The organism is Amycolatopsis benzoatilytica AK 16/65 (genome assembly GCF_000383915.1).
Lineage (GTDB): Bacteria > Actinomycetota > Actinomycetes > Mycobacteriales > Pseudonocardiaceae > Amycolatopsis > Amycolatopsis benzoatilytica.
Genome location: NZ_KB912942.1, coordinates 2,760,875 through 2,785,711, shown reverse-complemented (window position 1 = coordinate 2,785,711; position 24,837 = coordinate 2,760,875). Strand labels below are relative to the sequence as shown.

The following is a 24,837-nucleotide window of genomic DNA, read 5'->3' as shown; positions in this document are numbered from 1 at the left end:
TGCTGTACTATTCCGTCCATGCTGACATCGGAGACCCGGGAACTGGCGCTCGCGCGGCTCGGCCGCGCGCTGGCGGACCCGACTCGGTGCCGGATCCTCGTGGCATTGCTGGACGGGATCGTCTACCCGGCTCAGCTCGCCGCGCGGCTGGAGCTGAGCCGGTCGAACGTGTCGAACCACCTCGCCTGCCTGCGCGGATGCGGGCTGGTGGTCGCGACGTACCAGGGGCGGCAGGTGCGGTATGCGATCGCGGATCCGCACCTCGGCCGCGCGTTGGCGGAGCTGACGCGGGTCGTGTTGGCGGTCGCGCCTTCCGAGGCGTGCATTGACGAAACGCCGGCGACGCGATGACTGACTCCTGCTGCGGGTCAGGGGCGGAGGGCCGCGGCGCGGGGCCGGTCGTGACCGGTGCGCGGCGCGCGGTGTTGCACCGGCGGGTCCGCTGGCTGGTCGCCGCGACGATCACCTACAACGTCGTCGAGGCGGTCGTGGCGGTGTCCGCCGGCACAATCGCATCTTCGACAGCGTTGGTGGCTTTCGGCCTGGATTCGGTCGCCGAGGTGCTCTCCGCGGTCGCGGTGGCGTGGCAGTTCTCGGGAGCCGATCCGGAGCATCGGGAACGGGCCGCGCTCAGGGCGATCGCGGTGTCGTTCTTCCTGCTGGCCGCATACGTGACGGGCGACGCGCTGTGGTCGCTGTTCGGCGGCGGAGAAGCGGAGCATTCGACGGCCGGGATCGTGCTCGCCGCGGTGTCGCTGGCAGTGATGCCGGTTCTCTCTGGCGCGCAACGCCGAGCCGGGCGGGAACTCGGCTCGGCGAGCGCGGTCGCGGACTCCAAGCAGACGCTGCTCTGCACCTACCTCTCTGGCGTGCTGCTCGTCGGACTGCTGGTCAACACGCTGTTCGGCTGGTACTGGGCGGATCCGGCCGCGGCGTTGGTGATCGCCGCGGTGGCGGTCAAGGAAGGCCGCGAAGCCTGGCGCGGCGAGCACTGCTGCTGACCGCGGAGCAAGTTCCGCTGGATGGCGCGCAAGGTCATGGCCAGGGCAATGAACGTGCCCACCAATGCCAGCGCTGCCGCTAGATCACTCACCTCGGGCCTTTCTCGGACGGTCGTTCGGTCCGTTCGAGCATGCCGCCGCGTCGCCTGCTCGGCGGCCCGTCCGCACGCATCCTTGACTCGCCCGAAGCGGATGTTGATGTTCCCGAAGTTAAACGGACACTTGTCCGCTACACTGGACCAGGTAAGCGGACAAGTGTCCGCATAGCGAGGATCGGGGATTCCGGACATGTCAGAGATGAACAGGGCGCAGATGGCCAAGGTCGTCGCGATCACCGGGGCGAGCAGCGGCATCGGCGAGGCGACCGCGCGCCTGCTCGCGGCGCGAGGCTGTGCAGTGGTCCTCGGCGCACGACGCGAAGACCGGTTGGGCGCACTGGTCGAAGAGATTCGGGCGGGCGGCGGTCAGGCGGTCGCGGTCGCCACCGACGTGACCCGGCTGGCGGAGATGGAACGGCTCGTAGCCTGTGCCGTCGAGGAGTTCGGCCGGTTGGACGTCCTCGTCGGCAACGCCGGGATCAGCAAGCTCGGCCCGGTCGCGGACGGCGACGTGACCGGCTGGGCGGCGATGATCGACGTCAACGTCCGTGGAGTGCTGCACGGGATCGCCGCGGCGATGCCGGTGTTCCGGCGGCAGGGGCGAGGGCATCTGGTGACGACGGTGTCGACTTCCGGCTTGAAGATCGTGCCTGGTCAGGCGGTGTATGCCGGGACGAAGAACGCGGTGCGCACGGTGCTGGAGGCGCTGCGGCAGGAATCGACGGACGGAGTGCTCCGGACGACCTCGGTGTCGCCCGGCTTCGTGCGGACGGAACTGGCGGACTCGATCGACGATCCGGCCGAGCGGGCGCAGGTGCGGGAGCGGCTCGCGGCGATCGCGCTGGACCCGGCGGCGGTGGCGAGGGCGATCGCGTTCGCGATCGAGCAGCCGGACGACGTGGAGATCGGGGACATCACCATTCGGCCGACTGTGCAGAACTAGCGAGCGGCGCACCGCTCAGAGGCACGGTGGCTGATAGCCGTCGACGCGGAGTTCGCGGAAGTCGAGGGCGTTCGGGGTCTTGCCGACGAAGACCAGGCCGCGGGCTTCGGCCAGCGCGGACCGGAACGAGTACGACGGCTGGCCCAGCTCGGGCAGCCACGTCCAGTTTCCGGGGTCGAAGGAGAAGTACCTGCGGACCAGCTGCCCGCCGGTGGCGGGGATCTTGGTCAGCCATTTGTCGCCGCCGCTCCAGTGCGAGGCGGGGCGAAGCTGGACGTAGAGGTCCTCGTCGGCGCGATAGGCGAGCCAGAAGCCGGCGGACCGGCTGAGGTCGGCCTGTGCGTCGAACTTGTTGCCGAGCCAGACGACGGCCACGTGCCACTCGTTGTTCTGGAACACGACCTTGGCCGCATATCCGGCGCCCTCCTTGACCAGGAGGCTGCCGGTCGGCGGGACGGTCGTGCCTTCGCCGCTCGCGAGCCACTGCTGAAACCGGTTGATCGAGGGGGTGCTGCATTCGCGGTGCGGTCGGGAAGCCTGGGACGGCGCGGCATCCGCGACCGGTCCGGAAACTGTTGCCAGCAGCAAGGCGGAAAGCCCAGCGAGAATCGACATTCTTGTCGTCTTCCGGCGGCGTGCGCGCATGGAGCGAAAGCTACCAGCGCTCTCGAACGTGAGTCAGCTCCTTTCGTTGGCTTTCCGGGGCCGGTTACCGCCTTCGCCGGGGTTTCCCGCGAACGGATCGCCGGGTGCGAGCCGGATCGGATTGGTGAGCAGGGGTTTCAGGTGACCGGTGCCGCGAATTCCCTTGCCGCTGTGGACTTCTGCGTACCGGCACCGACCTGTCGGCTGCTCAGGCTCACCGATCGATCGGTGGTCTGAACCTCTCTTGAGACGGTCGCCGGCACGCGACCTGGGGGCAGGCTGAGTCGGGCTAACCGGGACTGCGGACGGTCGCGACTGGGGAAGCCGGGCTGCGAGCGGCCGAGGTCGCGAGCGGCTGGGATCGCGAGCGGCTGGACGTCCGTGAAGGGCCTCTTCCGGGACTTAGATTCCCTCAAGGGGCCCTTCACGGACCGCCCGCCCGCCCGCGCCGACGGACCGCCCGCGCACGCCGGTCGCCCGACCGCGCCAGGTGGGACACGCCCTTAGAACGGTGGCGCATCCCCCGCCAGTGCGGGGGCGGGCGCATCCGTCGCCCAGCCGTCTCCGGCCGGCGCGGCCTGCCCGCCGTTGCGCGAGACTTTCGTGATCTTGGCGGTGGCGTACCGCAATGACGCGGCCACCTCGTCGACCTGCAACTCCACCACCGTTCTCCGGTCGCCTTCCTTCGTGTCGTACGAGCGTTGCCGCAATCTTCCCTGGACCACGACTCTCGCACCTCGCATCAGGCTTTCCGCGACGTTCTCCGCGGGGCCGCCCCACCAGCTGCAGCGCAGGAACAGCGGGTCGCCGTCCTTGAATTCGCTGGTTTGCCGGTCGTAGACGCGCGGCGTGCTCGCGACGGTGAAATTCACGACCGCCGAACCGGACTGGGTGAAGGCGAGTTCGGGGTCGGCGGTCAGGTTGCCGACGACGGTGACGACGGTTTCTCCGGCCATGGGGCGCTCCTCGGTTCCGGGCGGGCCCAGGGGCGGGCGCCGCTTCCGGGAATCAGGGGACCATCCGGGTACGACAGTTTCCGGGGCTTCTCGCTCACTCCATCGGGTGGGACGTGTCGGATGCGTCCGGTTCCCGCCGTTCGGCTGTTGTCCGGCGACGGGGGCCCGGGCACCATGTGCGCAATGTGCGCTGGGAAGTGGGGCTGGGCGGCGGCAGTGGTCGCGGTGGTCGGGATTTCGGTGGCGGGCCAGGGCATCGGCTCCGCCGCGGGACAGGATCGCGCGGGCGGACCGGTCGCGGACCAGGCTGCGACCGGCGGGAGTCCGGGCGACTGCTGCGGAGGGCCGTCCTCCTGGACCACCGGCGACAAGGCCGCGCTCGGGACCGCGGCCGGCACCGGGAGCCCGTTGTGGTTCACCGTCGCCGGGGGAGTCACGTCCGAAGTGTTCTATCCGCGGGCGGACGTGCCCAACATGCAGGACATGCAGTACGTCGTCACGGACGGGAAGTCCTTTGTGGACCTCGAACGCGACGACACGGCGCACGCGGTCTCGATGCCGGACGAGAAAGCACTCGAGTACACCGTCACGAACACCGCGAAGAACGGCCGTTACCGGCTCACCACGACCTATGTCACCGACTCCGCTCGCGCGACGCTGGTCACCCGGACCCGGTTCCAGTCGCTCGACGGGGGTCAGTACCAGGTCTACCTGCTCGCGAACCCCTCGATGGCGGGCGGCGCGGCGAACGACACCGCGGCCTGGGACGGCACCGGGCTGACCGCCAGCGACACCGAAGACTTGTTCGGGGCCCGGCAAACCGTGGCTTCGGCGCTGCGGGCGTCGACCGGGTTCGTGGCGCACGACAACGGATACTCCGGAGCGGCCAGCGATTGCCTGGCAGACTTGCGGGCCCACAAGACGCTCGCGAACCAATTCGACTCCACCGCCAAGGGCAATGTCGTTCAGTGCGGCCAGGTTCCGGTCGGCCAGGACTCGACGTTCACCGTCGCGCTCGGCTACGGAGACAGTGCGCAGGCGGCATCGGCGGCCGCGGACGGCTCGCTGGGCGCCGGATTCGATCAGCTGGAACAGGCGTACCGGCAAGGGTGGGAGGGATATCTCGGCGGCCTGAAGCCGGCTCCCGGCACGGTTTCGGGCGACACCCAGCAGCGGCGCGCGTACTACGTCGCAGCGATGGCACTGCACGCGGCGGAGGACAAAACGCATCGCGGCGCGAGCGTCGCGGGCTTGTCCACGCCGTGGGGCGACGTCGTGAACGGCGACGCGCTCAACGACGGGTACCACCGCGTCTGGGGACGCGACCTCTACCAACAGGCGACCGGGTTGCTCGCGGCTGGCGACGCGGCGCAGGCGAAGCGGATGGCGCAGTTTCTCTGGGCCTCGCAGTGGATTTCCGCGCCCACACAAGGAGATGGCACCACGTACCCGGCAGGCGCGTTCCCGCGGTACAGCCCGGTGAGCGGGGTCCAGGGCGCGACGCCGCAGCAGCTCGGCTGTTGCGAGCAGCTCGACCAGGACTCCGACGCGATCATGCTGGCCTGGCTGACCGGCCTCACCGACGCGTCGACCTACGCGCGGGTGAAGGTGACCGCCGAGCACATCCGCACGAGCGGCCCCGCCACCACCGAGAGGTGGGAGGAGCAGTACGGCCGGTCGCCGTCGTCGATCGCGGCGGAGGTGGCCGGGCTGGTGACCGCTGGGGCGATCGCGCGGGCGAACGGCGACACCGCGTCCGCGCAGCAGTGGGAGTCGACGGCGGATTCGTGGCGCTCGCAGCTGGACTCCTGGACGCTCACGAAGTCCGGCTACTGGGGCGGGCACACCTACTACGAGCGGCTGGACAAGGGCACCGACCCGAACGACACCGGGCAGATCTGCTTCGACGAGGGCTGTTACTACGAGCACGACGTGACCGACTTCGGGTACCTCGAACTGGTCCGCCTCGGCGTGCGCGGACCCGCGGACCCGGCAGTGTCCGAGTCGCTCGCCCCGACCGCGGCGGCCGCGGACGGCAACTCGCCGGTGCAGGTCACCCTGCCGAACGGCGACGTCTACTTCCACCGCTACCCGCACGACAACTACGGCGAAAGCACCACCGCGTGCACCGGCTGGCCGGCGAACGGGCCGCAACGGTTCGGCCGGCTGTGGCCGGTCCTGTCCGGTGAGCGCGGCGAGTACGAACTCGCGAACAACCGCCCGGCGGGGGTCTACCTGAAGTCGATGGCGGACTCGGCGAACGACGGGTACTTCATTCCCGAGCAGGTGTGGGACCGCGCGGACGTGTCCTGTTTCGGGCTTGGGCGGCCGACTGGGAGCGCGGCGCCGCTGATGTGGGCGGAGGGGCAGTACCTGCGGCTCGCGCAGAACATGGCGGCGGGGAAGAACCTGGAGACGCCGTCGGTGGTGCAGCAGCGGTACGGCAGTTGAGCAGCGGTCGCTGCCGCGGCTCGCGCGGCGGGCGATCCGGCTCGGCGGCAGCGGAACGGTCAGAATCCGAAGGCCCCGCCTCCGCATCACCGCGGGATCTGCCCGACGCGATGCCCGCGGCGATCAACGCGAGTCCCAGCCCCGCCCCGGTCAGCAGTGTGAACGGTTCGCCGAACCACACCGCGCCCCACACTGACGTCACGGGTGCGATCAGGAACATCAAACCGTTCACCGCGGTCATCCCCAGCCGGGCGACGAGCAGCCAGTACAGCCCGTACCCGCCGAAAGTCGCCAGAACGATCAGCCATGCCAGGGCGAACCAGAACCTGCCGGACGACGGAGGCGCCGCCGTCCCGGAAACGACTGCCAGCAAGGTGAACACGACCGCCGACGCGCCGCAATGGACCGCCAGTGCCTGCACCGGGGCCACCGGGACCTCGGACCGCCGTTCGAGCACGGTCGAACCGACCAAACCCGCCATGCCGGCGAACGGGATCAGATAAGCCCAGCCCGGCGCGGACGATCCAGCATCCGACCAGCTGACCAGTGCTACCCCGGCCAGCCCCAGCACCAGCCCGGTCCACTGCCGCCCGGTCGCGGCGGCGCCGAGCAGCGGACCTGCCACCGCGGCGGCGACCAAGGGCTGCACGCCGTCGATCAACGCGGTTGTCCCAGTGCTGACGCCTTGGCCGATCGCCCAGTAGACAGTGAGCAGGTAGCCGGACTGCGAAAGCAGTCCGATCACCACGTGCCGGGCCGCCGAGCGCGCCGGGATCCGCCGCAGGAACGGGGCCAGCAGCAGGGCGAGCGGCACGAACCGCCACATCAGCACGGTCGGCGCCGCGGCGTCGGCGGCCCCGAGCTTCGCGCCCACGAAGCCCGACGACCAGCATCCGACGAACAACGCGCCCACTGCGGCCCGGCCGACTATACCGATCGGTGTACTCACAAGCGCGGACTATACAGATCGGTATACACTCTGGCCATGGTCATCGACTGGACGCCCAAGGCATATGCGGTGCTGCGGGCCGCCGAGGAGCTGTTCTACGAGAACGGGATCCACGCGGTCGGCGTTGACGTGATCGCCGCGCGGGCGGGCGTCACGAAGAAGACGCTCTACGACCGGTTCGGCTCGAAGGAGCGGCTGGTCGTCGAGTACCTGTCGGCGCGCGACGCGAGATGGCGTGAGTTTCTCGCCAAAAGGCTCGAGGATGTCGGCCCGGTGCCGCAAGAGAGACTGCGGGCAGCGTTCGACGCCTCGGCGGCGTGGGCGAAGGAGTACGGCGGCAAAGGCTGCAGCATGATCAACGCGCACGCGGAGATCAGCGATCCCGCGCATCCGGCGTATGCGGTGGTGACTGGCAGCAAACGCTGGATGCTCGGATTCTTCGCCCAGCTGGCCGAGGATGCCGGAAGCGCCGATCCGCAGCGGACCTCGGAACGAATCATGCTGCTGCACGAGGGTGCGGCGGTGATGGCCGGAATGCGGATCGCGGACGACATCTTCACCCGCGCCGCGGAGACGGCGGTGGAGCTGCTGGACCGATCCGTCAGCGGGTCGAACGGACCTTCTCGTAATGCCGCGCGGCGCGTGCCCGGTTTCCGCAGGTGACCGAGCACCATTCGCGGCGTGGATGCGTCTTCATGAAGTACAGCACGCAGCCCGGGGCGTAGCAGGCGCGGAGTTTCGCCGCGTCCGGGCCGCCCAGAAGAGCGATCGATTCGCGGGCGAGGCGCGCTAAGGCGGTGACCACGGCGGAGCTGTCGGCCGAAGAGGTTTCGCGGAGCGCTCCGTCGACGAAGGCCAACTGGGGGACCGGCAGGTGAGCGACCAGGTCGTTCAGATCGCCGAGGGCGGCGGCCAGTTCCCGGGTCGGCGAATGCGCGGTCTGCCGCTCGTCCCCGGTGACCTGCGCGGCCAGGCGGCGCACGGCATCGCGAAGCCGACGCGCCAGTGCGAGTTCGGCGGCTGAACTGGGTTCGCTCCCAACGCCGGCCTCGGACAGCCAGGCGTCGAGCCCCTCCCGGCTGGCGAGGTCGTCGTGAAGGCCGGAGGTGTCGGCCCAGACCGTCGCCATCAGGCGGATCGGCGCGACCTCGTCCGGAAGCATCCCCATCCTGGAACCGTATCACGGATAAATCGGCTTGCATCCGTGAGAAGCACCCGCGTAGGCTTCTCACGGGAAAACCCGCTGAGTACCGTGAGAAATGGAGGTTGTCCATGAGCATCCGGGCCGATGCGGGATTCCACGCGGGTGAGCTGGCCGTCCAGCGCGCGGCGGGGGTGGAGAAGCAGGCGGCGCGACTGTCCAAGATGGCCGAGCCGGCCGGGCTTTCCCCGGGCATGGCCGGATTCCTGCTGGAGCGGACCTTCCTGGCGGTCACCGGCCGTGCCGTGGACGGACGGCTGTGGACTTCGCCGCTGGCCGGTCCGCCCGGCTTCCTCGAGCCGCGCTCGGCGACGACGCTCTCGGTGCGCGCCGGGCTTCCGGCCGGTGATCCGCTGCACGGGCTCGCGGCCGGGCAGAAGCTGGGCCTGATCAGCGTCGAGTTCGCCACGCGCCGCCGGGTCCGGATCAACGGCGAGCTTCGCGAAGCCACCGACGAGCAGCTGCTCGTGGAGGTCGAGCAGGCGTACGGGAACTGCCCGCAATACATCCAGCAGCGCACACTGAGCTTCGAAGCCGAGCCGGCCGCCACGAGACGGGACACGGCGCTGAGCGCGGCGGATCGCGAGCGCATCCGCGCCGCCGACACGTTCTTCCTGGGCACCATCAACCCCGGCTATGGCGCGGATGCGTCGCATCGCGGCGGCGCGCCCGGTTTCGTCCGCGTCGACGGTGATTCGGTGTGGTGGCCCGACTATCCGGGCAACAACCTGTTCAACAGCCTCGGCAACATCGCCGCCAACCCGGAGGCCGCGTTGTTCTTCCCGGACTTCGAGACCGGTCGCATCGTGCAGCTTTCCGGCACTGCCGCGATCGAGTGGGGCGAGCCGGGCCGGCCCGGCGACGACGGAAGCACCGGCCGGATCGTCCGGTTCGCCGTGCGGGAAGTCGCTTCCGGACGGACCTTGGCCCGGCAGAGGGCGCATACGCCAGATCCGCGCAATCCCGCGCTCGTCAGCTGAAAGGACCTGATCATGACCGAATCGCGCCCGCCGTTTCCCCCGTTCGACCTGGAGGCGGCGTTGCGGAAAGTCCAGGTCGCCGAGGACGCATGGAATACCCGGGACCCGCGGAAAGTCTCGCTGGCCTACACGCCGGATTCGGTGTGGCGGAATCGGGATGTGCACATCGCCGGCCGGGAGGCGATCGTCGAGTTCCTCACCGCGAAGTGGGAACGCGAGCGGGATTACGCGCTGCGCAAGGGGTTGTGGGGCTTCCGGGAGAACCGCATCGCGGTCCGCTTCCAGTACGAAAGCCGCGACGGCGAAGGCCAGTGGTGGCGCAGCTACGGCAACGAGCTGTGGGAGTTCGACGCGAACGGGCTGATGAGCAGGCGCGAGGCGTCGATCAACGACCGGCGGATCGGGGAAGCCGAGCGGCGGATCTTCGGGCCGCGCCCGGAGTCCGAGCGCGGCGTCGACTTCCCGCTCTGGTGAAGCAAAACCGGCAGGCCGCTCCGGGGTATCGGAGCGACCTGCCGGGAGGGGGCGCGCATGCGGGGTAGGAGCGCGCCCGTCCGGTCAGGCGCTGGTGCGCGCCTGCTGCTTGCGGGACACGATCCGCCAGCCGATCGCCAGCACCACGACGATCGCCGGGATCGAGTAGAACGCGATCTTCTCGGCACCGTCCGAGAAGCCCATCAGCACGATGACCAGTGCCAGGAATCCGAGCGTGGCCCAGCCGGTGTACGGCGCGCCGGGCATCCGGTAGCTCGGTCGTTCGAGTTCGCCGCGCAGCGCCGCCTGGCGCATCCGCATCTGCGAGTACACGAGCGTCGCCCAAGTGGCGACCACTCCGAGCGACGCGACCGCGGTCGCGATGTCGAAGGCTTCCTTCGGCACCAGGTAGTTCAGCACCACGCCGAGCACGTAGGCGACGGACGTGAACAGGATTCCGCCGTAGGGGACGTGGTGCGAGTTCATCTTGCCGACGAACTTCGGCGCCTCGCCGTTGTCGGCGAGCGCGCGCAGGATGCGGCCGGTGGAGTAGAGGCCGGAGTTGCACGACGAAAGCGCCGCGGTGAGCACGACCGCATTCATCACGTCGCCGATGCCGCCGATGCCCAGCCGCGAGAAGACCGTGACGAACGGGCTTTCGCTGCCGTTGTAGAACGGCCACGGCATCAGCATCGCCAGCAGCAGCACCGAACCGACATAGAAGACGCCGATCCGCCACACGACGCCGTTGATGGCCTTCGGCAGCACCTTGCGCGCGTCCTTGGTCTCGCCGGCCGCGATGCCGACGACCTCGATGGCGGAGTAGGCGAACACGACCGCCTGCAGGGTCATCAGCGCGATGCCGACTCCGGCCGGGAAGAACCCGCCGTGGTCGGTGAGGTTGTGCACGCCCGCGGTGGTGCCGCCGATGTTCGCGCCGGCCAGCACCAGGCCGATCGCGGTCACCAGGAACACGATGATCGCCAGCACCTTGACGACGGAGAACCAGAACTCCAGCTCGCCGAACAGCTTGACGCTGAGCAGGTTCACCGCCATCAGCACGCCGAGCGCGACCAGCGCGGTGATCCACTGCGGCAGGCCGGGCAGCCACTTGTGCACGTAGATCGCGACCGCGGTGATCTCCGCGATCCCGGTCATCGCCCAGTTCAGCCAGTACATCCAGCCGGACACGAAACCGGCCCACGGCCCGATGAACTTCCGGGCGTAGGTGACGAAGCTGCCGGAGCTGGGCTGGTGCAGCACGAGTTCGCCGAGCGCCCGCATCACGAAGTACGCCGCGACGCCGCACAGCGCGTAGGAAAGGACCAGCGACGGCCCCGCGTCGTGGAGCCGGCCGCCCGCGCCGAGGAAGAGCCCGACCCCGATCGCCCCGCCGATCGCGATCATCTGCACTTGGCGGTTGCCGAGTGCCTTCGTGTAGTTGTCGCCCTCTTTGGCGACCACTGTGGATTCCATGGTTGCGAGACGCTAGCGGCACCGCGGCGCGTGACGCAGCACACCTAGGAAGAACTTAAGGTGTGCCGCAGATCACCATGATCGAATCCGGCGAATCGGGCGTTTTCGATTTGACAGCCCGAAAATCGCCCTGGACCTGCGGGCCGAACCCGCGGAAGCTCCACTGTGGAGGGACGGGACGGTGACTTTCGGGCACCGGCGGCGGCCCATTCGGGTTCCCGGCGACCGGAACGACGATCCCCGCGTCGTCCGGCCGCCCGGTCGGGGGAGGGCGGTTCACCGGAACGGGCGACGCCCCGGCCGGGCGGCTATTCCACAGTGGACGGAAGTGCTTACGTGGACCGGCCGGGGGCGGCCCGGCGAGGCGCGAGGAGGAGCCGGATGACGGCCACGGCGGAGGCAGTCCGCGACCAGTCCGCGCCGGCCGGGCTGTCCCGGCGCAAGGTGCACGCGGTGTTCGGCGCGGTCCTGCTCGGCATGCTGCTCGCCGCTCTCGACCAGACGATCGTCGGCACCGCGCTGCCCACCATCGTCGGCGACCTCGGCGGCGCCGGGCACCTGTCCTGGGTGGTGACCGCGTACCTGCTGGCCGAGACGATCATGACGGTGGTCGTCGGCAAGCTGGGCGACCTGTTCGGCCGCAAGCTGATGTTCCAGCTCTCGGTGATCGTGTTCGGCGCCGGCTCGTTCTTCTGCGGCTTCGCCGACAGCATGACCTGGCTGATCGTCTGGCGCGCGGTGCAGGGCCTCGGCGGCGGCGGGCTGATGGTCACCTCCACCGCGCTGATCGCCGACGTCGTCCCGCTGCGCGAACGCGGCAAGTACCAGGGCGCGCTCGGCTCGGTGTTCGGCGTGGTGACCGTCGCCGGGCCGATGCTGGGCGGGCTGTTCGTCGACCATCTCTCCTGGCGGTGGGCGTTCTACGTCAACATCCCGCTCGCCGTGGTGGTGCTGGCCGTCGCCGCGTCCGCGATGCCGAGCGTGCGGGCGGCGGTCAAACCGGTGATCGACTACCTCGGCATCCTGCTGATCGGCCTCGCCTCCACCGGCCTGATCCTCGTCACGAGCTGGGGCGGCACCACCTACCCGTGGGGCTCACCGGTGATCATCGGCATGGCGGTCGGCTCGCTCGTGCTTGTCGGCGCGTTCGTCGCGGTGGAGCTGCGCGCGCCGGAGCCGATGCTGCCGATGCGACTGTTCCGGAATCCGGTCTTCACCGTCGCCGGGATCATGAGCTTCGTGGTCGGATTCGCGATGCTCGGCGCGCTGTCCTACCTTCCGACGTACATGCAGTACGTCCAGGGCGTCACAGCGACGACGTCCGGCGTTCGGCTGCTGCCGATGGTGCTCGCGCTGCTGGTGGCCTCGATCCTGTCCGGCACGCTGGTCAGCCGGACCGGGAAATACAAGGTCTACCCGCTCGTCGGGTCCGCGGTGATGACTGTCGGGCTGTACCTGTTGTCGCGGCTCGGTGCGCACACCGGGTTCTGGGAATCCGCGCTGTACATGGCGGTGCTCGGCCTCGGCATCGGCCTCGGGATGCAGGTGCTGACCATCGCGGTGCAGAACACCGTCGACTACCAGGACCTCGGTGTCGCCACTTCCGGCGTGACCTTCCTGCGCTCGATCGGCAGCTCCTTCGGCGCGGCCGTCTTCGGCACGATCTACGCGAACCAGCTCGGCCCGAACCTCGCCAAGGCGGTCGCCGAGCATCCACTGCCGCCCGGCATCGACCCGAAAGCCGTCCAGATCCCGCAAGCGTTGCACCAGTTGCCCGCGGCGATTTCGGAACCGGTCATCGGCGCCTACGCCGATTCGCTGCACATCGTGTTCCTCTATGCCGCGCCGGTCGGTTTGGCCGCGTTCGTGCTCGCGTTCTTCCTGAAGGAAATGCCGCTGCGCGACACCGCTCGCGCCGCCGCGCCGGATCTCGGCGAAGGATTCGCGATGCCGGAGGCGCACGAACCGGGCCGGGATCTGGAACGGGCGGTCGCGACGCTGCTGTTTCGCGAACGACGGAAAGCCGCGCCCGCGATCGTCGCCCGGGCCGCGTCCGAACTCGACCGCGGCGGGCTGTGGTGCGTGCTGCAAGTCCAGCTGCGGGTGCGGTCCGGGCGGCCGGCCACCCTCGAGGCGATCGGCGACGACCACGGCGTGCCCGCGCCGGTGCTGGAACCGGCTTTCGCGAAGCTGGAGCTGACCGGATACCTGGATTACGCGCGCGGCAGCTGGTCGCTCACCGGATCCGGCGAACGCGAATGGGACAAGCTCGTGCGCGCCTGGCACGACTGGATCGCCGAACGGCTCGGCGACTGGGGCACGGCGGACCGCGCGGAATTGGACGCCGCGATCACCCGCGTGGCGACTCGCCTGCTGGACCAGGGCGCTTCGCGCGCGGACGGGCGGCACGCGTTGGCGTGAATTCCGTCCGCGCGCGCAGGACCGGTACCGGTGCGGAGCGGAACGTGGCAGCATCGGCTGATCGGAAAACCCGGCGGCGGCAGCGTGCCGGACCGTTTCTCCTGATTCGGGATCATGCCTGTGGATGAATCCGTGCGCACGGCGTCGGCGGACTCGGACGACGCGGATCAGCGCGTCCCGTCCGGGTCTCGGCTTGCCTGGCTGCCCCTGGTCGCCGCGGCAGCCGGCGGTCTCTCGTTCCTGCTGGTACGCGAAAGCCTGACCGATGACGCGTACATCACACTGTCCTACGCGAAGAACCTCGCCCTGCACGGCGAATGGGCGCTGGTGCCCGGCTCGGTCGCGAACTCGGCGACCTCCCCGCTCGACGTCCTGCTGCTCGGCCTCCTCTCGGCGCTCACCCGGGTCACCGGGTCGGTGCATCCGGTGTTCGCGCTCGGCGTGCTCACCGTGCTGTGCAGCGCGGCGATCGGCTGGGCGTGGGCCCGGCTGACCCGGCGGTTCGGCCTCGCGCCGTGGGTCGGCCCGATCGGGCTGGTGCTGGTCGTCGCGAACCCGTTCCTGCTCTCGGCCACCGGCCTCGAGGTGCTGCTGGCCTCGGCGCTGCTGCTGTGGCTGGCGGTGCTCGCGCTGGAGAAGCGGCCGGTGTGGTTCGGCGTGATCGCCGGGCTGGCCGTGCTGACCCGGCTCGACCTCGTCGTGTTCGTCGTCGTCATCACCTTCGCCACCGGCGCGTTGCGCAGGAAGTTCTGGGCCGTCTTCGGCACCGCGGTCGCGGTCTCCGCGCCGTGGTTCCTGACCAGCTGGTTCGCGCTCGGCTCGTTCATCCCGGACACCCTGGTCATCAAGCAGGACCAGGAGGGCCTCTTCGGCGCCTGGGGCTACTTCAGCGGTCCGATGATGTACTTCCTCGGCCAGCCGTTCACGGTGATGGTCTCGTTCGCGTCCGCGCTCGTGGGCGTGACACTGCTGCTCGGCTGGCTCGCAGTGCGCTTCGCACGCAAGTGGGAGAGCTTCCCCCAGCTGGCTCCGGTGATCGCGCTCGGCGCCGGCGGTGTCGTCTACTACCTCGTCTACTCGGCGCTCGGGGTCGGTCCGTACCACTGGTACTACGTGACCCCGATCGTCAGCACCGCGTCGTGCGCGGTGCTTCTGTGCGGCATCTGGCACGCCGAGGCCAGCGCCCGGCCGGGCAGGCTGAACCGGGTCCCGCCGCTGGTCGCGCTGGGGCTCGGCGCCGCGGTCGCGGTCGCGAACGTGGGCGTCGACCTCGCGCAGGGCGTGCCCTGGCCGTCGCCGGTCATCTTCGGCAACTGGGCCAGCGCGACCGACTACGCGCGGGTCGGCAAGGAGCTCGGCGCGCGGCTGCGGGGCAAGTCGGTCGCCGGTCCCGGCGAGATCGGGGCGCTGGCCTACTACTGCGACTGCCAGATTTTGGACGTGTTTTCCGACCGCAGCCAGGTCACCACGATCGTCAACAAGCGCCTGGCCGAGGACGGCTTCGTCAGCAGGACGATCCTGCGGATCAACTACCACTGGTTCAAACGGCTGCCGCCGCGCACCCCGGACTACCGGTTGCTCTACGACCAGGGCCCGGGCACCGGTCCGGACCAGTGGACGGTGTATTCGGCGGCCAAGGGCGTCGGGCATTTCACCCTCGTGCCGTTCGGCCGCTGACGTCCCGGCGGTTTCCGGATACGGTCGGTGCCATGGGGAAGGCCGAAGCAGTCGAGCTCGAGGTAGGGGACCGCACCGTCCGGGTCTCCAGCCCGGACCGGGTGTATTTCCCGGCCCGCGGCGAGACCAAACTCGACCTCGTCCGCTATTACCTCGCGGTCGGCGACGGCATCGTGCGCGCGCTGCGCGAGCGGCCGTGCATGCTGCACCGGTTCCCGTCCGGCGTGGCCGGGGAGAAGGTGCACCAGAAGCGGGTGCCGAACGGCGCGCCGCCGTGGCTGGAGACGGTCCGGGTGCACTTCCCGCGGTACGACCGGTACGCGGACGAGCTGTGCGTGACCGAACTGGCACACGTGGTGTGGGCGGTCCAGATGTCCACAGTGGAGTTCCACCCGTGGAATTCGAGAAGATCGGACACCGAACGGCCGGACGAGTGGCGGATCGACCTGGACCCGATGCCGGACTGCGGGTTCGACACCGTCCGGAAGGTGGCGCTGGTGGCCCGCGAGGTGCTGGACGAGCTCGGCATCCGCGGCTGGCCGAAGACCTCCGGCGGCAGCGGGATGCACGTCTATGTCCGGATCGAGCCGCGCTGGGGCTTCGCTGACGTGCGCCGCGCGGCGCTGGCGTTCGCACAGGAGGTCGAGCGGCGGGCCCCGGACCTGGTCACCACCACGTGGTGGCGCAAGGACCGCGACCCGAAGAAGCTGTTCGTCGACTACAACCAGAACGCCCGGGACCACACCATCGCCAGCGCCTATTCGGTGCGAGGGGTGCCGGAGGCGCTGGTGTCTACGCCGATACGGTGGGACGAGGTGGAATCGGTCGACCCGCGCGACTGCACGATCGCGACCGTGCCCGCCCGGTTCGCCGAACTCGGCGACCTGCACGAGGGTATCGACGACGTGGCGTACTCGCTCGAGCCGTTGCTGGAGTGGGCGGATCGGGACGGGCTGGAGGCGGGGGAATCCTGAGCGAACCCATTCGGGCGCCTCGCGTCATGGACGCGGGCCGGCCGCGTCTCCCCGGCGACGGACCGGAGGAGCGCGCGATGAACAGTGCAGGGGAAACCGACCCGCTGGCCGTGCTGTACCGGCTGCACCACCAGCTGCGCGTCGTCTCGCCGGTGCTGACGGTCGCGCCCAACCGGCCGGAAACGAAAGCCATGCTGGACGGGCTCGCCGCGACGGTGTCGGAAGCGGCGGGCCTGCTGGCGACTGCCGAACCAGCCGCGCTGGCGGCGTTGCGGCAGGCGTTCGAGCACACTCGGGCGGATCGCGTCAACGAGGCGATGTCCGAGCTCGTCACCGCCTACGGCCGGCTGTCGGTGCTGCTCCGCCAGGATTCGCCGCGCCGGGACGAAGCCGCGCACGAGCCGACGGTGCGCTGGCGCTCGCGGTTCTGACCAGCGGCGGACGGTTTCCGGGGGCGGCCGGGTGAGCCGTCTCGCGTCTCGTTTTGACTCCGCCCCGCTCCCGGCGTGCCAGGATGGCGGGGGAGAGCCACCTGTCCCGGGTGGCGCGGCCGCGGGAGGACGATGTGCCCGAGCAGATCCTCGTCACCGGCGGGACCGGTCAACTGGGCCGGGTCGTCGTGGAGCGGCTGCGGGCCGCGGAGGCGCCAGTGCGGGCGCTGAGCCGGCGGCGGCGCTCCGGCGAAGGGGTCGAATGGACGGTCGGCGACCTGCGCACCGGGCGCGGCATCGACGTCGCGGTCGCCGGGGTGGACACGGTCGTGCACTGCGCGACGGACTACCGGCACGAGGTCGAAACCGTGCGCACGCTGGTGGAAGCCGCGCGGTGGAGCGGGCAGCCGGCGCATCTGGTGTACATCTCGATCGTCGGCGTGGACCGAGTGCCACTGGGCTATTACCGGGCGAAGCTGGCGGCCGAGGAAGTGATCGCCGGTTCCGGCCTGCCCTACACGATTCTGCGCGCGACGCAGTTCCACGCGCTCGTGCGGACGCTGCTCGCGGGCGCGTCGCGGCTGCCGGTGGTCCCGGTGCCGAAGTTCCGGTTCCAGCCCGTGGACGTGCGCGACGTCGCGGCCCGGCTGGTAGAGCTGGCGCTCGGCGCGGCGCAGGGCCGGGTGGCGGATTTCGGCGGGCCGCAGGTACGGACGGCGGCCGACTTGGCCCACTCGTTTTTGGCCGCGGCGGGGAAGCGGAAGAAGGTGGTGACCGTGCCTGCGCCGGGCCGCATCGCGCGCGCGTACGCGGCGGGCGGCAACCTCGCCCCGGACCACGCCGACGGGGTCGTGACGTTCGAGCAGTACCTCGCCGAATGCGGGAAGCCGATGGCGCTGCGATATCGCTGACCCGTCAGGCTTGCACGAAGAAGTGCCAGCCGACCCACCACCAGGCCAGCACGAGAGCGATCCGGGTGGACCGTTTGCGCATGAGGGCGGCGAGCACGGTGGTCAGCGGCGGGATTTTCTTCGGGAACAGGTGGCTGCCGAGCCACAGCAGGATCGCCGCGGCGACGATGACGCCGAAGCCGATTTCGGTGACGAGACGGCTGTTCATGCCGTCCTCCTCGCTGCCGCGGCGGCGCGGAGCATAGCGAGCCCGGCCGCGACCCAGACGCCCAGCGCGAGCGCCTGGACGACGCGGAGGTCGAGCATCGGGTCGACCAGATCGCTCATCGTCGGGTGGGTCAGGGACAGGCCGCCTGCTGCTTGCTCGTAAATGAACGAAACGAGCTCCCAGAGGCACCACGAGATCGCCAGCGCCACCCAAACCCAGCCGCGGCGCGGGACCGGCTGAGACGGGAGCGACGGGTCGCGCCACTCCAGGACCAGCGCGCTGGCGCCGATCGCGACGACGGTGAGGGACATCGGCACGGTATGCCTGCCGAACACGAGCGCGACCAGCGCGACGGCGGCGATCAGCGACGCGGCGGGGAGCCGGACGGGCGGAGCGAGCAGGGCGTCCGGTGCGATCCCGTGCCGCTCGGTGAACAGCAGCACCGCGGCGGCGGCGAAGAAGACCACGCCGTCCGCGGGCGCGTCGCGGATCCAGTGTGCGAGGGACGCGATGAACAGGCCCGCGACCGGAAGGTCGACGATGAGCCGGCTTTGCGGGTAGTCCGCGGCATGCCGTTCGGGAGTAGCCATCCGACGCACCCCATTCCGTGCCCGTCCTGCCCCGGAATCAACACGAAAGGGGACGCGCTGCTTCCCGTCCGGGCGAACTTTCTCCGCGGGCGGGTACCGGTGGTCCTTGCGATCCGGCCACTGGCGGATGCGCCGAACGCCAACGGCGTAGTGCGGCGGTTTCCAGGTTCTTGAGCGGCATCTGAAGCCGCTCGTGCACGGCTGGCCGAGGTGAGCGCGCGGCACTGCCGGATTCTCGCCGGTGCTCAGCTGCTCGGTCATTTTCGGCGGCGATCACGTCGACCTCGTCGCGCAAGGCGAGGAACGGCGGCGCGAACCGCCAAGCGGGCGGGCCGCGTTTCGGTCAGGCCGCCTCGTGCAAAGCCGCCAGCAGCGCCGACGCTCGCTCGTCCACGTCTTCCGCCTGCAGTTCGTTCGTCACGAACGAGAACGACACGCCGCGCCCCGGCCAGGCGCCGTGCCGCCCGCCACCCGCGCCGGAGTGGCCGAACGCGGCGGGATCGGCGCCGGCCGGGCCGTAGGTGCCGATCGGGTCGGCGAGTTCGTAGCCGAGCCCGAACCGCAGCGGGCGGTCGTTGATCGCGTCGATTCCTTCCGACCAGGTGCGGGTCGCTTGCGCCAGTACGTCCGGCGGCACGAGTTCGCCAGCGAGCAGCCGGTCGTACAGCCGGGCCATCGCGGTCGCGGTGCCGACCGCACCGCCCGCGGCGAGCGTCGCGCCCCGGTACTCCGGCGAGTTCATCGAGTCGCCGGAGTCCAGCAGCCCGCGATACATCCGTTCCACGATCCGGCGGCGCTCCTGGTCCTTCAGGAACGTGCTGATCCGGTAACCGGGGGCGCGCCGCAGCGTTGCCACCGGGACCGTCGGCGGGGTGCCGAGCCGCAGGTCGAGGCCGTGCGGTCCGGCGAGCAGCGAGCGCACCAGCGCGCCGAGATCCTCGCCGGTCACCCTCCTGGCCAGCTCGGTCGCGAGGTAGCCGTAAGTCAGCGCGTGGTAGGCGACCCGGGTGCCGGGAGTCCACAGCGGATGCTGCGCGGCGAGCGCGTGCGCGTTCGCCGCGTTGTCCAGCATCGGCAGGTCTGACTCCACATAGGGCAGTCCGACGGTGTGCGACAGCACCTGCGAAACCGGCACGTCGTCCTTGCCCGCCACGGCGAACTGCGGCCAGTACCGGGCAACGCGCTCCTCCGGGTCGAGCAGGCCGCGCGCGGTCAGGACCGCCAGTACAGTCGCGACGACTCCCTTGGTGCCGCTGAACAACACCGTGCGGGTGTCCTCGGTCCATGGCACGCCATCGGCTGCCGAACCGCCCCACAGCCGCACCATCGGCGCGCCGTCTCGGAAGACGCTGAACGCGGCGCCGCCGGTGGTCGCGGCGATGATGTCGCCGAACGCTTCTCGCACGCCCTCGTAGCCGGGCCGCACTTCGCCGTGGACAGTCACAGCCGCGGCGTCGTCGCGAGGAGTTCGCGGGTGTACTCGTGCGAAGGAGTGCCCAGCACCGTCTCGACCGGTCCCTCCTCGACGATTTCTCCGCCGCGCAGCACGGCGATCCGGTCGGCGGCCTCCGGCGCGAGGGCGATGTTGTGGGTCACGAACAGCATGGCCATCCCGAGCTCCCGTCGCAGTTCGCTGAGCAGTTCCACGATGGTGGCCTGCACTGACACGTCCAACGCCGACGTGACCTCGTCGCACACGAGCACGTCCGGAGTGGTGACCAGGGCACGGGCGATCGCCGCGCGCTGCCGTTCGCCGCCGCTGAGCTGGTCGGGCAGCCGGTCGGCGAGATCCGCGCGCAGCCGCACCCGGTCCAGCATTTCCGCGACGCGCTCGCGGCGTTCGGTCCGCGAGAGCGACGTCAGACGGGTCAGCGGGACTTCGATCGACTGCGCGATGGTCTTGCGCGGATTCAGCGACGAGAACGGGCTTTGGAAGACGTACTGGATCCGGCGCAGCTCGTCGGCGCTGCGTTGCCGGGCAGCGGGAGCCAGCGGAGTGCCGTCGAGCGCGACGGCGCCGGTGAACCCGTGGTTCAGTCCGGCGATGCACTGCGACAGCGTCGTTTTGCCCGAGCCGGACTCGCCGAGCAGCATGACGCTTTCGCCGCGTGTCACGGAGAGATTGATGCCGCGCAGCACTTCGTGGGAGCCGTAGGCGACCCGGATGTCCCGCGCGACCAGCACCGCGTCGTTCGGCGGGGGAGCGGCGGCCGCTTCGGCGCCGAGATCCGGCACCGCGGCGAGCAGCCGTTTCGTGTACGCGTGCTTCGGTCGCCGCAGCACGTCCTCGGCCGGGCCGCACTCGACCAGATCGCCTTGGTACATCACCGCCACCCGGTCGGCGAGCTGCGCGACGACCGCCAGGTCATGCGTGATGTAGAGCGCCGCGACGCCGTGCTCGGCGGTCAGCTGCCGGACGGTTTCCAGCACCAGCGCTTGGGTCTTCACGTCCAGCCCGGTAGTCGGCTCGTCCAGCACCACCACACTGGGCCGGCAGGCGAATGCCATCGCGATGCCGACCCGCTGCTGCTGCCCGCCGGAGAGCTGATGCGGGTACCGCCGCTGGTACGCCTCGTCGGCCGGCAGCCCGACCTCGGCGAGCACCTCGGCGACCCGGTGCTGCTCGGGATACCCGTGCGTTTCCAGCACTTCGGCGATCTGCCGCCCGATCCGCAGAGCGGGGTTCAGCGACAGAGCCGGGTCCTGCGGGATGTAGGCGACCGCGCTGCCGCGCAGCCGGCGGCGTTCGCCGTCGTCGAGCAGCAGCACGTCGACCGGCTCGCCGTCGCGCGGATGCAGCACCACCTGACCGCCGCCGTTGACGAGCCCGCGCCGGAAGTGGCCGAGCGCGGCCAGCCCGGCGGTGGTCTTGCCCGAGCCGGACTCGCCGACAAGGGCGAGTACTTCGCCGGGCTCGATCCGGTACGACACCGAATGCAGCACCGGTCGGCCCGCCGCGGTGCGCACGGCCAGTCCGGTCACTTCCAGGGCCGTGGTCATGCCCGCACCTCCCGGGTCCGCCCGGCCGCGGCCGAGGCGAGCGAGTCGGCGACGAGGTTCGTGCCGACGGCCAGCACCGCGATCGCGGCCACCGGCAGCAGCACGCCCCACGGCTGCACGACCAGCGCGATCCGGTTCTCGTTGATCATCAGGCCCCAGTCCGCGGCCGGCGGCTGGATGCCGAGGCCGAGGAAGGACAGCGAGGCGATGTACCCGATCGAATACGTCAGCCGCAGGCCCAGCTCGACCATCAGCGGGCCGGTGATGTTCGGCAGGATCTCGCGCAGCAGGATCCGGCTGCGCGGCACCGCGTACATCTCGGCGGCCCGGATGTAGTCGTGACCGCGCACCGCGACGGTGGCCTGCCGCGCGACGCGGGCGGTCCGCGGCGCGTGGGTCAGGCCGATGACGAGCACCAGCAGCCAGCCCTTCGGGCCGATGACCGCGATCGCCAGCAACGCGATGACCAGCTGGGGGAAGGACAGCAGGACGTCGTTGCCGCGCATCAGCAGGCTGTCCAGCCAGCCTCCGCCGTATCCGGCGATCATGCCGATCAGCGCTCCGAGCACGATGCCGAGCGCGGTGGCCAGCACCGCGTACAGCAGCAGGGTGGTACCGCCGGACAGGAACCGGGCGAGCACATCACGGCCGAGCCCGTCGGTGCCGGCGATGCCGTCCGGTTTGAACGGCTTCCCGGCGAAATCGGTCGTGCTGTGCCCGGTGAGCCAGGGGCCCAGCCATGGGCCCAGCAGTGCCACCAGGATCACCGCTCCGGCCAGCACCGTGCCGACTTTCGCCTGGGGAAACGCCCAGGCGGTCCGGAGCAGCCCGGCCGCGCGCGGCGGGGCAGCCGAAACGGCGGGGGTCGTCGCTTCTTCTTCGACCGCGGTCATCGCACGGCCTCCGTCCGCAGCTTGGGATCGGCGAGGATGCCGATGACGTCGGCGAGCAGGTTCACCACGATGTAGACCGCCGCGATGAGCAGGGTCACCGCCTGGACCACGGCGACGTCGCGCTTGGCGACCGCGTCGATCAGCGCCTGACCGATGCCGGGGTAGCGGAACAGGAACTCGACCACGACGACGCCGCCGGCCAGCCACGCCAGCTGCAGCGCGACCACCTGGGCCACCGGGCCGACCGCGTGCGGCAACGCGTGCCGCAGCAGTACTGTCCTTTCGCGCATCCCCTTGAGCCGGGCCATCTCCACGTAGCCGGAATCGAGGACCTCGTTCATCGTCGCGCGCATCATCCGCGCGATGTACGGCGTCACGACGAGCACGAGAGTGAGCACCGGAAGGACCAGCTGGCTCGGCTGCCGCCACACTGCCTCGCCGGGCGGGGTGAGCGTGACCGACGGCAGCACTTTGACCACAGTGGTCGCGAACAGCATGATCAACGCCACCCCGATCACGAACTCCGGCAGCGCGGCGATGACCAGGCTGACCCCGGAGACCACCTGGTCGGTCGCGCGACCGCGGCGCATCGCGCTCCAGGTGCCGAACGTCAGCCCGAGCGGAGTGGCGATGACCGCGGCGAGGACCAGCAGCACGAGCGACGCGGACACCCGGTCCGCCAGCAGCGCGGTGACCGGCCCCTGGGTCGAAGTGGACGTGCCCAGGTCGCCGGTGAACAGCCCGCCCAGCCAGGAGAGGTAGCGCTGCCAGACCGGCTCGTCGAGGTGCAGCTGGTGCTGCAGCGCGGCGATCCGCTCCGGAGTCGCGCCCTGTCCGAGGATTGCTCGCGCCGGGTCGCCGGGCAGCAGCAGGGTCGCGACGAACACGAGCAGGGACACCAGCCACAGCACGGCCAGGCTCACCAGGAGCCGTTTCACGATCAGCCGGCTCATGCCGCGCCTCCTTCCGCGGTGCCGAGCCAGACCTGGCGGAACTGGTACCCGGACAGCGAGATGCCGGTGCGGTCCGGCACGAAACCGGCCACATAGGACTGATGGGCGTCGACCTGGTCGACGAACCCCCAGACGATCAGGCCGCCCCGGTCGTACTCGATCCGCTGCGCTTTGCGGAGCAGATCGTTTCGCGCGGCCTCGTCCACGGTGGCGCTGGCACGGGTCACCAGATCGGTGAATTCCGGGTCGTTCCAATGGGTTTCGTTGTACGGCGCTTTCGGCAGCGAGCCGGCCGCGACCTGCGGCAGGTAGTTGCGGGTGTACCAGAAGTCCTGGGCGAAGTCCCAGGACAGGTAGTTCTCGCCGTAGAACGTGGTGGTGTCGACCTTTTTGATCCGCACGGTCACCCCGGCCGCCTTGGCCTGCTGCTGGAACACCTGGGCCGCCTCGACCGCTCCGGCCTGGATCGGCGCGGTGACCAGTTCGATGTCCAAATCGGACTTGCCGGCCGCGGCGAGCAGCCGCTTCGCTTCGCCGATGTTCTGCTCGCGCTGTGGAAGCTGCCGGGCGTAGGCAGGGTCGAACGGCGCGTACAAATCGTTGCCGACCCGGCCCTGGCCGCTGAGCACCTGATTGATCATCTGCTTCCGGTCGACCACCAGGCGCAGCGCCTGTCGCACGCGCACGTCGTCGAACGGCGGCCGGTCGACGCGCATGGTGAACGGCAGCCAGGTTCCGGTCTCCGAGCGCAGCACCTGCATCCGCGGGTCGCTGCGGAGCACGTCCACCAGCGCTACCGGCACCTGGTCGATGGCGTCCACTTGGGACGAGAGCAGCGCGTTGATCCGCGCGTCGTCGTCGGCGAAGTTGATCAGTGCCAGTTTGTCCAGGTACGGCTGCCCGGGCCGCCAGTAGTGCTCGTTGCGGACGAACGTGCTCTGCAGCCCGGCGGTGAACGACTCGGCCTTGAACGGCCCGGTGCCGATCGGCCGCTTGACGTCGAAATCGGCCGGGACGATGCCGAGCGAGTACTGGCCGAGCAGGTCGGCAAAGCCGGAATTCGGCGAGCTGAGACGGAATTCGACGGTCGCCGGGCCGGTCGCGACGACCTCGCCGAGCATGCTCAGCCCGGCCGCGCCGCTCTTCGGGTTCTTCGGGTCGGTGATCCGCCGGAAGGTCGCGACCACGTCGGCGGGAGTGACCGGGCGGCCGTCGTGGAACCGGATCCCGCGGCGCAGCACGGCGGTCCAGGTGCGCGCGTCCGGTGAGGAGGTCAGCGATTCGGCCACCAGCATCTGCAGCCGGTAGTCGTGGTCGCGCAGCAGGAGCGGCTCGTAGAGGTTGAGCACCCGGGCGATGTCCGGGTTGGTGGCCGGGACGTGCGGGTCGAGCGTGTCGGACGCGCCGCCGCCGGTGACGCCGACGCGCAGCGTGCCGCCGTGTTTCGGCGGGCCGGTCGGAACCGCCGCGGCGACGCCTCCGCCGCACGCGGCCAGCAGCGGAGCGGTGCCGGCGAGCGCGGCCCCGGCCAGCGCCGAGGTGAGGAACCGGCGGCGGGAAAGGGAGATCGGCTTACATCGGGCTTCCATGAGTTTCGACTTTCGG

23 protein-coding genes and 1 pseudogene are annotated in these 24,837 nt (G+C 70.2%); 12 read left to right on the top strand and 12 right to left on the bottom strand.

Translation table 11 applies throughout. The annotated features are described in order from the left end of the window. The first annotated feature begins 18 nt into the window (after positions 1-18). From cmtR to AMYBE_RS0112825, 3 genes are all read left to right on the top strand, one after another. On the top strand, positions 19-351 hold the full coding sequence (cmtR, locus tag AMYBE_RS0112835) for a Cd(II)/Pb(II)-sensing metalloregulatory transcriptional regulator CmtR (RefSeq protein WP_020659786.1): 333 nt from the start codon (positions 19-21) through the stop codon (positions 349-351). After that, positions 348-1,001, top strand: a complete 654-nt coding sequence (locus tag AMYBE_RS0112830) for a cation efflux transmembrane domain-containing protein (RefSeq protein ID WP_034286968.1) — start codon at positions 348-350, stop codon at positions 999-1,001. The genes cmtR and AMYBE_RS0112830 overlap by 4 nt, the downstream gene beginning before the upstream one ends. Positions 1,002-1,289: 288 nt before the next feature. Next, entirely contained in the window at positions 1,290-2,042 is a 753-nt protein-coding gene (locus tag AMYBE_RS0112825; RefSeq protein ID WP_425386904.1) for an SDR family oxidoreductase, read from the top strand. A gap of 15 nt (positions 2,043-2,057) precedes the next feature. Here the strand turns inward: AMYBE_RS0112825 and AMYBE_RS0112820 are convergent, their stop codons facing one another. Beyond that, complete coding sequence (locus tag AMYBE_RS0112820) at positions 2,058-2,687, bottom strand: hypothetical protein (protein ID WP_154676184.1); 630 nt, start codon at positions 2,685-2,687, stop codon at positions 2,058-2,060. Positions 2,688-3,190: 503 nt separating this feature from the next. Further along, on the bottom strand, positions 3,191-3,643 hold the full coding sequence (locus AMYBE_RS0112815) for a single-stranded DNA-binding protein (protein ID WP_020659782.1): 453 nt from the start codon (positions 3,641-3,643) through the stop codon (positions 3,191-3,193). 174 nt (positions 3,644-3,817) lie between these two features. Between AMYBE_RS0112815 and AMYBE_RS0112810 the strand changes: the two genes are divergently transcribed. Continuing rightward, positions 3,818-6,094, top strand: a complete 2,277-nt coding sequence (locus AMYBE_RS0112810) for a glycoside hydrolase family 15 protein (RefSeq protein WP_084470381.1) — start codon at positions 3,818-3,820, stop codon at positions 6,092-6,094. Positions 6,095-6,644: 550 nt separating this feature from the next. Here AMYBE_RS0112810 and AMYBE_RS47000 read toward each other — a convergent pair. Next, positions 6,645-7,007 (bottom strand): annotated as a pseudogene (locus tag AMYBE_RS47000) (EamA family transporter); the annotation flags it as partial. 72 nt (positions 7,008-7,079) lie between these two features. On the opposite strand from AMYBE_RS47000, the gene AMYBE_RS0112800 reads away from it, so the two are divergent. Beyond that, positions 7,080-7,706 carry a TetR/AcrR family transcriptional regulator gene (locus AMYBE_RS0112800; RefSeq protein ID WP_020659779.1) on the top strand — a complete coding sequence of 209 codons (627 nt, stop codon included), beginning with the start codon at positions 7,080-7,082 and terminating at the stop codon, positions 7,704-7,706. On the opposite strand, the gene AMYBE_RS0112795 is transcribed toward AMYBE_RS0112800, so the two are convergent. After that, positions 7,645-8,211, bottom strand: coding sequence for a CGNR zinc finger domain-containing protein (locus tag AMYBE_RS0112795; RefSeq protein WP_154676182.1), 567 nt, complete (start codon positions 8,209-8,211; stop codon positions 7,645-7,647). The genes AMYBE_RS0112800 and AMYBE_RS0112795 overlap by 62 nt on opposite strands. A gap of 104 nt (positions 8,212-8,315) precedes the next feature. Here AMYBE_RS0112795 and AMYBE_RS0112790 point away from each other — a divergent pair, with 104 nt between their 5' ends. Next, positions 8,316-9,224: a pyridoxamine 5'-phosphate oxidase family protein gene (locus AMYBE_RS0112790; RefSeq protein WP_020659777.1), complete on the top strand. Its 909-nt coding sequence runs from the start codon at positions 8,316-8,318 to the stop codon at positions 9,222-9,224. A gap of 12 nt (positions 9,225-9,236) precedes the next feature. Continuing rightward, entirely contained in the window at positions 9,237-9,698 is a 462-nt protein-coding gene (locus AMYBE_RS0112785) for a nuclear transport factor 2 family protein (protein ID WP_020659776.1), read from the top strand. Between the two features lie 84 nt (positions 9,699-9,782). On the opposite strand, the gene AMYBE_RS0112780 is transcribed toward AMYBE_RS0112785, so the two are convergent. Beyond that, entirely contained in the window at positions 9,783-11,174 is a 1,392-nt protein-coding gene (locus AMYBE_RS0112780; protein ID WP_027927611.1) for an amino acid permease, read from the bottom strand. A gap of 381 nt (positions 11,175-11,555) precedes the next feature. On the opposite strand from AMYBE_RS0112780, the gene AMYBE_RS0112775 reads away from it, so the two are divergent. From AMYBE_RS0112775 to AMYBE_RS0112755, 5 genes are all read left to right on the top strand, one after another. Beyond that, a complete protein-coding gene (locus AMYBE_RS0112775) occupies positions 11,556-13,595 on the top strand; it encodes an MDR family MFS transporter (protein WP_020659774.1) in 2,040 nt (679 codons plus the stop codon). Positions 13,596-13,709: 114 nt separating this feature from the next. Further along, positions 13,710-15,272: a DUF2029 domain-containing protein gene (locus AMYBE_RS0112770; protein WP_154676181.1), complete on the top strand. Its 1,563-nt coding sequence runs from the start codon at positions 13,710-13,712 to the stop codon at positions 15,270-15,272. A 32-nt stretch (positions 15,273-15,304) separates the two neighbouring features. After that, entirely contained in the window at positions 15,305-16,246 is a 942-nt protein-coding gene (gene ligD / locus AMYBE_RS0112765; RefSeq protein ID WP_020659772.1) for a non-homologous end-joining DNA ligase, read from the top strand. Between the two features lie 77 nt (positions 16,247-16,323). Then, positions 16,324-16,677, top strand: a complete 354-nt coding sequence (locus AMYBE_RS0112760) for a hypothetical protein (protein ID WP_211226817.1) — start codon at positions 16,324-16,326, stop codon at positions 16,675-16,677. Between the two features lie 134 nt (positions 16,678-16,811). After that, positions 16,812-17,588, top strand: coding sequence for an SDR family oxidoreductase (locus AMYBE_RS0112755; RefSeq protein WP_027927610.1), 777 nt, complete (start codon positions 16,812-16,814; stop codon positions 17,586-17,588). 4 nt (positions 17,589-17,592) lie between these two features. Here AMYBE_RS0112755 and AMYBE_RS0112750 read toward each other — a convergent pair whose 3' ends face one another. The 7 genes from AMYBE_RS0112750 to AMYBE_RS0112720 form a co-directional block, all read right to left on the bottom strand. Next, positions 17,593-17,796: a DUF6186 family protein gene (locus AMYBE_RS0112750; protein ID WP_020659769.1), complete on the bottom strand. Its 204-nt coding sequence runs from the start codon at positions 17,794-17,796 to the stop codon at positions 17,593-17,595. Beyond that, a complete protein-coding gene (locus AMYBE_RS0112745) occupies positions 17,793-18,386 on the bottom strand; it encodes a hypothetical protein (RefSeq protein ID WP_020659768.1) in 594 nt (197 codons plus the stop codon). Before AMYBE_RS0112745 ends, AMYBE_RS0112750 begins: the two co-directional genes overlap by 4 nt. A 343-nt stretch (positions 18,387-18,729) precedes the next feature. Next, a complete protein-coding gene (locus AMYBE_RS0112740; RefSeq protein WP_020659767.1) occupies positions 18,730-19,830 on the bottom strand; it encodes a serine hydrolase domain-containing protein in 1,101 nt (366 codons plus the stop codon). Beyond that, positions 19,827-21,386: an ABC transporter ATP-binding protein gene (locus tag AMYBE_RS0112735; protein WP_020659766.1), complete on the bottom strand. Its 1,560-nt coding sequence runs from the start codon at positions 21,384-21,386 to the stop codon at positions 19,827-19,829. The genes AMYBE_RS0112740 and AMYBE_RS0112735 overlap by 4 nt, the downstream gene beginning before the upstream one ends. Then, positions 21,383-22,279, bottom strand: coding sequence for an ABC transporter permease (locus AMYBE_RS0112730; protein WP_020659765.1), 897 nt, complete (start codon positions 22,277-22,279; stop codon positions 21,383-21,385). The genes AMYBE_RS0112735 and AMYBE_RS0112730 overlap by 4 nt, the downstream gene beginning before the upstream one ends. Further along, on the bottom strand, positions 22,276-23,232 hold the full coding sequence (locus tag AMYBE_RS0112725) for an ABC transporter permease (protein WP_020659764.1): 957 nt from the start codon (positions 23,230-23,232) through the stop codon (positions 22,276-22,278). The genes AMYBE_RS0112730 and AMYBE_RS0112725 overlap by 4 nt, the downstream gene beginning before the upstream one ends. Beyond that, positions 23,229-24,821: an ABC transporter substrate-binding protein gene (locus AMYBE_RS0112720; RefSeq protein ID WP_020659763.1), complete on the bottom strand. Its 1,593-nt coding sequence runs from the start codon at positions 24,819-24,821 to the stop codon at positions 23,229-23,231. The genes AMYBE_RS0112725 and AMYBE_RS0112720 overlap by 4 nt, the downstream gene beginning before the upstream one ends. Positions 24,822-24,837 lie beyond the last annotated feature (16 nt).

What these genes read in the sequence shown, in the direction of transcription:
- AMYBE_RS0112825 (WP_425386904.1), top strand. Translation starts at nt 1,290, where the DNA reads ATGTCAGAGATGAACAGGGCGCAGATGGCCAAGGTCGTCGCGATCACC.
- AMYBE_RS0112775 (WP_020659774.1), top strand. Translation starts at nt 11,556, where the DNA reads ATGACGGCCACGGCGGAGGCAGTCCGCGACCAGTCCGCGCCGGCCGGG.
- AMYBE_RS0112785 (WP_020659776.1), top strand. Translation starts at nt 9,237, where the DNA reads ATGACCGAATCGCGCCCGCCGTTTCCCCCGTTCGACCTGGAGGCGGCG.
- AMYBE_RS0112760 (WP_211226817.1), top strand. Translation starts at nt 16,324, where the DNA reads ATGAACAGTGCAGGGGAAACCGACCCGCTGGCCGTGCTGTACCGGCTG.
- AMYBE_RS0112770 (WP_154676181.1), top strand. Translation starts at nt 13,710, where the DNA reads ATGCCTGTGGATGAATCCGTGCGCACGGCGTCGGCGGACTCGGACGAC.
- AMYBE_RS0112810 (WP_084470381.1), top strand. Translation starts at nt 3,818, where the DNA reads ATGTGCGCAATGTGCGCTGGGAAGTGGGGCTGGGCGGCGGCAGTGGTC.
- AMYBE_RS0112790 (WP_020659777.1), top strand. Translation starts at nt 8,316, where the DNA reads ATGAGCATCCGGGCCGATGCGGGATTCCACGCGGGTGAGCTGGCCGTC.
- AMYBE_RS0112730 (WP_020659765.1), bottom strand. Translation starts at nt 22,279, where the DNA reads ATGACCGCGGTCGAAGAAGAAGCGACGACCCCCGCCGTTTCGGCTGCC.
- cmtR (WP_020659786.1), top strand. Translation starts at nt 19, where the DNA reads ATGCTGACATCGGAGACCCGGGAACTGGCGCTCGCGCGGCTCGGCCGC.
- AMYBE_RS0112830 (WP_034286968.1), top strand. Translation starts at nt 348, where the DNA reads ATGACTGACTCCTGCTGCGGGTCAGGGGCGGAGGGCCGCGGCGCGGGG.
- AMYBE_RS0112735 (WP_020659766.1), bottom strand. Translation starts at nt 21,386, where the DNA reads ATGACCACGGCCCTGGAAGTGACCGGACTGGCCGTGCGCACCGCGGCG.
- AMYBE_RS0112780 (WP_027927611.1), bottom strand. Translation starts at nt 11,174, where the DNA reads ATGGAATCCACAGTGGTCGCCAAAGAGGGCGACAACTACACGAAGGCA.
- AMYBE_RS0112720 (WP_020659763.1), bottom strand. Translation starts at nt 24,821, where the DNA reads ATGGAAGCCCGATGTAAGCCGATCTCCCTTTCCCGCCGCCGGTTCCTC.
- AMYBE_RS0112800 (WP_020659779.1), top strand. Translation starts at nt 7,080, where the DNA reads ATGGTCATCGACTGGACGCCCAAGGCATATGCGGTGCTGCGGGCCGCC.
- AMYBE_RS0112745 (WP_020659768.1), bottom strand. Translation starts at nt 18,386, where the DNA reads ATGGCTACTCCCGAACGGCATGCCGCGGACTACCCGCAAAGCCGGCTC.
- AMYBE_RS0112795 (WP_154676182.1), bottom strand. Translation starts at nt 8,211, where the DNA reads ATGGGGATGCTTCCGGACGAGGTCGCGCCGATCCGCCTGATGGCGACG.
- ligD (WP_020659772.1), top strand. Translation starts at nt 15,305, where the DNA reads ATGGGGAAGGCCGAAGCAGTCGAGCTCGAGGTAGGGGACCGCACCGTC.
- AMYBE_RS0112750 (WP_020659769.1), bottom strand. Translation starts at nt 17,796, where the DNA reads ATGAACAGCCGTCTCGTCACCGAAATCGGCTTCGGCGTCATCGTCGCC.
- AMYBE_RS0112725 (WP_020659764.1), bottom strand. Translation starts at nt 23,232, where the DNA reads ATGAGCCGGCTGATCGTGAAACGGCTCCTGGTGAGCCTGGCCGTGCTG.
- AMYBE_RS0112815 (WP_020659782.1), bottom strand. Translation starts at nt 3,643, where the DNA reads ATGGCCGGAGAAACCGTCGTCACCGTCGTCGGCAACCTGACCGCCGAC.
- AMYBE_RS0112820 (WP_154676184.1), bottom strand. Translation starts at nt 2,687, where the DNA reads ATGCGCGCACGCCGCCGGAAGACGACAAGAATGTCGATTCTCGCTGGG.